At 37.8% G+C, this 6,119-nt stretch carries 6 protein-coding genes; 4 read left to right on the forward strand and 2 right to left on the reverse strand.

Annotation, left to right across the window (positions count from 1 at the left end; genetic code table 11):
- Positions 1 to 54: 54 nt before the first annotated feature.
- Positions 55 to 279, reverse strand: coding sequence for a helix-turn-helix domain-containing protein (locus tag G7Y56_RS18830; protein ID WP_165041399.1), 225 nt, complete (start codon positions 277 to 279; stop codon positions 55 to 57).
- Entirely contained in the window at positions 209 to 946 is a 738-nt protein-coding gene (locus G7Y56_RS04370) for a GlxA family transcriptional regulator (protein WP_165041401.1), read from the reverse strand. The genes G7Y56_RS18830 and G7Y56_RS04370 overlap by 71 nt, the downstream gene beginning before the upstream one ends.
- A gap of 299 nt (positions 947 to 1,245) precedes the next feature.
- On the opposite strand from G7Y56_RS04370, the gene G7Y56_RS04375 reads away from it, so the two are divergent.
- The 4 genes from G7Y56_RS04375 (at position 1,246) to G7Y56_RS04390 (ending at position 5,908) form a co-directional block, all read left to right on the forward strand.
- Complete coding sequence (locus tag G7Y56_RS04375) at positions 1,246 to 1,806, forward strand: AraC family transcriptional regulator (protein WP_165041403.1); 561 nt, start codon at positions 1,246 to 1,248, stop codon at positions 1,804 to 1,806.
- An 88-nt stretch (positions 1,807 to 1,894) separates the two neighbouring features.
- The gene (locus G7Y56_RS04380; protein ID WP_165041405.1) at positions 1,895 to 4,099 is read left to right on the forward strand and encodes a heavy metal translocating P-type ATPase; all 2,205 of its coding nucleotides are present in this window, start codon (positions 1,895 to 1,897) and stop codon (positions 4,097 to 4,099) included.
- A gap of 158 nt (positions 4,100 to 4,257) precedes the next feature.
- Positions 4,258 to 5,502, forward strand: coding sequence for a hypothetical protein (locus G7Y56_RS04385; RefSeq protein ID WP_165041407.1), 1,245 nt, complete (start codon positions 4,258 to 4,260; stop codon positions 5,500 to 5,502).
- A 175-nt stretch (positions 5,503 to 5,677) separates the two neighbouring features.
- Positions 5,678 to 5,908: a heavy-metal-associated domain-containing protein gene (locus G7Y56_RS04390; protein WP_165041409.1), complete on the forward strand. Its 231-nt coding sequence runs from the start codon at positions 5,678 to 5,680 to the stop codon at positions 5,906 to 5,908.
- Positions 5,909 to 6,119: the final 211 nt, after the last annotated feature.

Below are 6,119 nucleotides of genomic sequence, written 5' to 3' on the forward strand. Positions count from 1 at the left end.
TAGCAATAGTACCGCCCACGGTCATGGATTGTAATATCAATAAATCCTTTTTACTTAAAAAGAGGAGCTAAAACTCTTTCTATATTGAGTAGGCGTAGTTTCTAGTACTTTGAGAAACAATCGACGCAGATTTTCCGCATTTCTGGTACCGCAACGTTCACCTATTTCATCTAATGATAGCTGTGTTTCTATTAAATACCGGCAAGCATTATCTATCCTTAAATGGTCGATATATTTTGCAGGAGTAATTTTTAATTCGCGAAGAAAATACCCGTGCAAAATTTCGGGGACTCATAGAAACTTGTTCAGCCAATCTTTCAATTAGTAAATATTCGTCAAAGTGATTCTGCAACCATTCACATGCTTTGCGAATAGACAGATTAGTTATCTCTTGATATTCTAACAAGTTACTATATTGTAATTGATTGCCCGAACGTTTTAGAAATAAGACCATACATTTTGCAATTTGCAGAGCAAACGATTTACCCATATCTTCCTCAATTAAAGCAAGGTTCAAATCCATTCCGGAGCTTATCCCTGCTGATGTGTATATATTACTGCTTTTGACGAAATACGGAGCTATCTCTACGTCTATTTCAGGATATAATTCTGCTAACTTTTCACAGAGCTGCCAATGTGTAGTAGCGTTCTTTCCATTAAGAATACCTGCTTCGGCCAGAAGGAATGCCCCCGTACAAACCGAGCATATTCTGCGTACAACTTTAGACTGATCATTAATCCATTGTAAAGCCTCAGGAGAAACCCGAAAATCAGGAAGATAAGATATCCCCGAAACAATGAGAGTATCGATCGGATAGTCTATTGATTTATAAATTTCCTCAGTAACAATCGGTAGATTCGATGAGGTAGATACGTGTGTATCATCATCAAGAGATACAACATGAAGTTGATAGCAAAAATCGGGTTTAATGCTAATTGGGGACATCAATAATCTGGAAAAAGAAATCAAACCAGTCGCTGATATTCCAATGATATAATATATAAGACAGATAGTTTGTAGACCACAGGACGAAATAGCCCTTGAAGTTAATAATCAGTACATATATCAATACTTACTCCACATAGAAATTTGAGTTTGTAGTCCCGACAACAGATTGCCATGAATAAATGTTATATATTTGGACAAATCTGTAAACTTGTTTATTAAATTTAAAGTCTAAACAAAATTGGAGTACCAACTACTGATTTGTATGATCAAATAAATAAAATATAAACCTTAAAAAAATGAAGTATTATATAAAGAACATGGTTTGTGAGCGTTGCAATATGGTCGTTAAATCAGAATTAGAGAAACTGAGACTACAACCATTGTCTGTTGACCTTGGTGAGATCGAACTGCAAGAAGAACTAAGCCCGATACAAAAGAAACAGTTGGACAGTAAACTTCAGTCTCTTGGCTTTTCTTTAATTGATGACAAAAGAAGCCGCCTGATAGAACAAATCAAAGGGATTATCATAGAACTGGTTCATCATAACAATAGCGAACTGAAAGTGAATCTTTCGGACTATCTCACCACCCGACTCCCTTTCGATTACAATTACATCAGCAATTTATTTTCAGAAGTAGAAGGTCGAACTATAGAAAATTACTTCATATCACAAAAGATAGAACGGGTAAAAGAACTATTGGTATACGACGAACTTACATTAAGTGAAATAGCTTTCAGGCTTAATTACTCAAGCGTAGCACATTTAAGCGGACAATTCAAAAAAATAACCGGCCTGACCCCTTCCCACTTTAAAAATATCAGAACAGAAAAACGTAAACCCTTGGACAGGCTATAAATCGTATAAACCATTCAGTAAATAATATAACATAGGAAAGGCTGTTTATAGTCAACTTTGCACTGTAATTAATAAATTATCAATTGTAATGGAAACAACAAAGAAAACCTTTCCGGTGTTGAAAATGACGTGTGCATCCTGTGCTGCACATATCGAAAATACATTGAAAAATCAAAGTGGCGTAGTAAATGCTTCCGTCAATTTCGCTACTACAAATGCAACTATAGAATTTGGCTCAGAGACTAATGCAGAAGAACTTCGTAAAGCTGTTCAAAATGCAGGGTATGATATTATCACAGATGAAAATGAAAGTGATCCCGATCAGCTGGAAAAACTTCGTAATGCCAGATTCAAAGAGCTTAAAAAGAAAACCCTTTGGGCGGTCATTCTATCGCTACCCATAGTGGCGATAGGCATGGTATTTATGGATATGCCCTATGCAAATTACATCATGTGGGCACTTTCAACTCCTGTACTCTTTTGGTTCGGAAAAGATTTTTTTATCAACGCCTTCAAACAGGCACGGCACGGTTCGGCTAATATGGACACACTGGTAGCACTCAGTACCGGTGTAGCCTATCTGTTCAGCGTATTTAATACATTGCTGCCTCATTTCTGGCACGAAAGAGGGCTTCATGCACATGTCTATTTTGAAGCAGCGGCAGTCATTATTGCATTCATATCAATAGGTAAATTATTGGAAGAAAAAGCAAAAGGCAATACATCGTCAGCCATCAAAAAACTGATGGGTTTACAACCCAAAACAGTTACCATCATACAAAAAGACGGCATTGAGATACAAATGCCAATCGAAAAAGTAAATAAGGGAGATATCATACTTGTGAAACCCGGAGAAAAAATTGCAGTCGATGGAGTTGTTATCAACGGCACATCCTATATCGACGAAAGTATGCTTAGCGGCGAGCCTATTGCCGTTCTCAAAGAGAAAGGTACCAAAGTATTTGCCGGAACTATCAACCAAAAAGGAAGTTTTCAGTTTGAGGCAGAAAAAGTAGGCTCCGAAACTATGCTTTCACAGATCATCAAGATGGTGCAAGATGCACAAGGCAGCAAAGCTCCCGTACAAAAATTAGTGGATAAAATAGCCGGAATATTTGTACCCATAGTAATAGGTATTGCTCTGCTGTCGTTTGCCGTTTGGTTGATTTTCGGTGGCGAAAACGCATTTACACAGGCTCTGCTGGCTTTGGTTACCGTATTGGTAATAGCCTGTCCCTGTGCATTGGGACTTGCAACCCCGACTGCCATAATGGTGGGTATGGGCAAGGGAGCCGAAAACGGAATTTTGATAAAAGATGCCGAAAGCCTCGAATTGTCGAAGAAAATAAATGCGGTGGTATTAGACAAAACGGGAACTATTACCGAAGGAAAACCCCAATTGACAGATATTGTTTGGCTCAATGAAGACGATAGCCATGCAAATGTCCTGATAAGCCTCGAGAAACAATCGGAACATCCGCTTGCCGAAGCAGTTGTAAATCATTACAACAATATTCAGGCTGTCGCAGTATCACACTTCGAAAGCGTAACCGGAAAAGGGGCAAAAGCTGTAATAGATGGTCAGACTTACTTGGCAGGTAATACTAAATTGTTGAATGAAAATAATATTACTATCAATAACCACTTGTCGACAAAGGCGGCAGAATATAGTACACAAGCAAAAACCGTTATCTGGTTTGCAAATGAGAAAGAGGCTCTGGCAGTAATAGCCATCTCCGATAAAATCAAAGCTACATCGAAAGATGCTGTGCTAAACCTCCAAAAGCAAGGTATAGAAGTATATATGCTTACGGGAGATAATGAGGCAACCGCCAAAGCAATATCCGATGAAGTGGGAATCAAACACCACAAAGCAGAAGTGTTGCCCCATCAGAAAGAAGAGTTTGTAAAACAACTGCAAGCCGAAGGTAAAATTGTTGCCATGGTTGGCGATGGTATCAACGACAGTGCAGCACTGGCCCGTGCGGATGTAAGTATCGCAATGGGTAAAGGCAGTGACATAGCGATGGATGTGGCCAAAATGACGATTATATCATCCGACCTGAATAAGATTCCGATTGCTATAAAACTATCCAAACAAACGGTGGCTACCATTCGTCAGAACTTATTCTGGGCATTTATCTATAATATCATCGGTATACCTATCGCAGCAGGCTTGCTTTATCCGATCAACGGATTCTTGCTCAACCCGATGATCGCAGGGGCTGCTATGGCTCTCAGCAGTGTGAGTGTGGTTACAAACAGCTTAAGGCTGAAATGGAAAAAGCTGTAATAGTATTTACCCATAAAACGATTAAGAGTCAACAAAATATTTATCGCTTTGATAAGTACAGCTACCATTCTCAATCTCCACTAAGGGAAAAATAATTCCCTCTTTGGAGGTGTGAAGATTAATAACTAGATGATTAAATACTTTTAATTATTAAAAAGATGAAAACTTTTTATATTTTACTAACAGTAGTTTCTTTATTGATAAGTTTAAATAGTTATGCTCAAATCGACATCAACTTTCCGATGATAAAACAGCCTGACTCTACTGAGATTGCTAATAGCAATAAGCCTATTGTCAGAAGTTCACTCAATGGAGTTGTTACAGCTTCGGGGTTCTATACAAACGGAGCATTTGGATTAGGTAATGGTGCAATTACCATGTGGGCAAATGCCATGCAACCTCAAAATAAAAGAAACCAATTTGGAGGTGATCTTCGTAAAACATGGATTATATTAAAAGCTGCAGCTTACAATTTGCCTGATAATTGGACAGCTGCCGCCAGAGTAGAAGTCGATTTTTTGGGCGGATTTGCCGGACAAGGCGGATTTGCCGATGAAAATCCTGTACCAAGAATGCGGATAGGATATGTAGAACTATTTAAGAACCAAACGAGAATACGACTTGGACAGGCCTGGACACCTATGGTAGCCACTTTCCCTATATCGGTAACTCACTTTGCTATGGGATATGGTTCGGCGGGAGGTATTGGGTTTAAAAATCCGGGTATATTCGTTTATCAACACTTGAGTAAAAAAACATCTGTAACAAAACTACGGTTAGATGCTGCGGTATTTAGAGGCAGTTGGACGGGGGCTAACGAAGATCCCTATGGTAGAGATGCCGGAGAAATAGGAATACCCCAAATGGAAGTTGGTTTATTCTTAGAAAACCGTTCGAAGATTTTCAAATGGGAAGTAAGTACAGTAGCCCACTATGATCAGAAACAAATTTATAATCAAACAACTAAGGCTTACAAGGCTCTGTCAGGTAAAGCTCTACAAATAGGAACAAAGCTATATTACGACAACATCTCCTTTCAGGGAAGTGCATATACAGGCCGAGCCATCGGGCAAATATGGGGAAACTTATTACAATTTGGTGATATCAGAGGTAATGGAGCTTGGGGACAAGTGGGTTATATGTTTACCAAAAGACTGGGTACGTGGTTTATGTATGGTTACGACAATCCGAATGACGATGATGTAATCAGATCTGTTACCGGAAATTCCCGATTACATAATCAAATCATGGTACCTATGGTTAAATATGATTTAGGACCAGTGAGTATTGCAATCGAATATTTTAGAGCTGAGACAAAATGGAAGGTTATCAATAATGGGGTGTCGACATTCAAAAAGACGCATGCGGATCAGATTTCATTGGGTACAAGTTTCATGTTTTAAAAGATAAGGATAAACTGTAACATAGTCATTATCGATGAACTGTTCTGAGCAGTAAACGATTCTCTAAAAAATAAAAAAGTAAATCATATAATTTTTAAAAAAAACATATAAGACTCGTATCAGTAATTGTAGGCAACTTTGTATAGTAGTTTATAACAATTAAAAATAAAAAATCATGGAAGTGAAAGAACAAAAAACATTTACGTTTAAGACAAATATCAATTGCGGTGGTTGTATAGCAAAAGTAACACCAGATATGGATAAAGCAGAAAATCTGAAGAGCTGGTCGGTGGAAACCGGCAATCCAAATAAAGTATTAACTGTTGTATCGAATGGCATTACCAAACAGGAAATAATAGATTTAGTGAAAAGTAATGGTTTTGATATTGAAGTTATCGATTTTTAATTGTGCAATACTGAGAAAATAAATCTGGTATAAAATGTATAAAACCTGTAATGACTGAAAAGAAATTATTTCTTTTCAGTCATTACAGGTTTTATCTCCATAAATTATTATTTAATATTTCATGCGAATCAGTAGTTGAAACTGGTCGCTGATTTACTTATTTATAATATTTACAATCAGTAAATTAGGGGGGGGGGGGGGGGGGGCAAGA

Source organism: Dysgonomonas sp. ZJ709 (genome assembly GCF_011039195.1).
Lineage (GTDB): Bacteria > Bacteroidota > Bacteroidia > Bacteroidales > Dysgonomonadaceae > Dysgonomonas.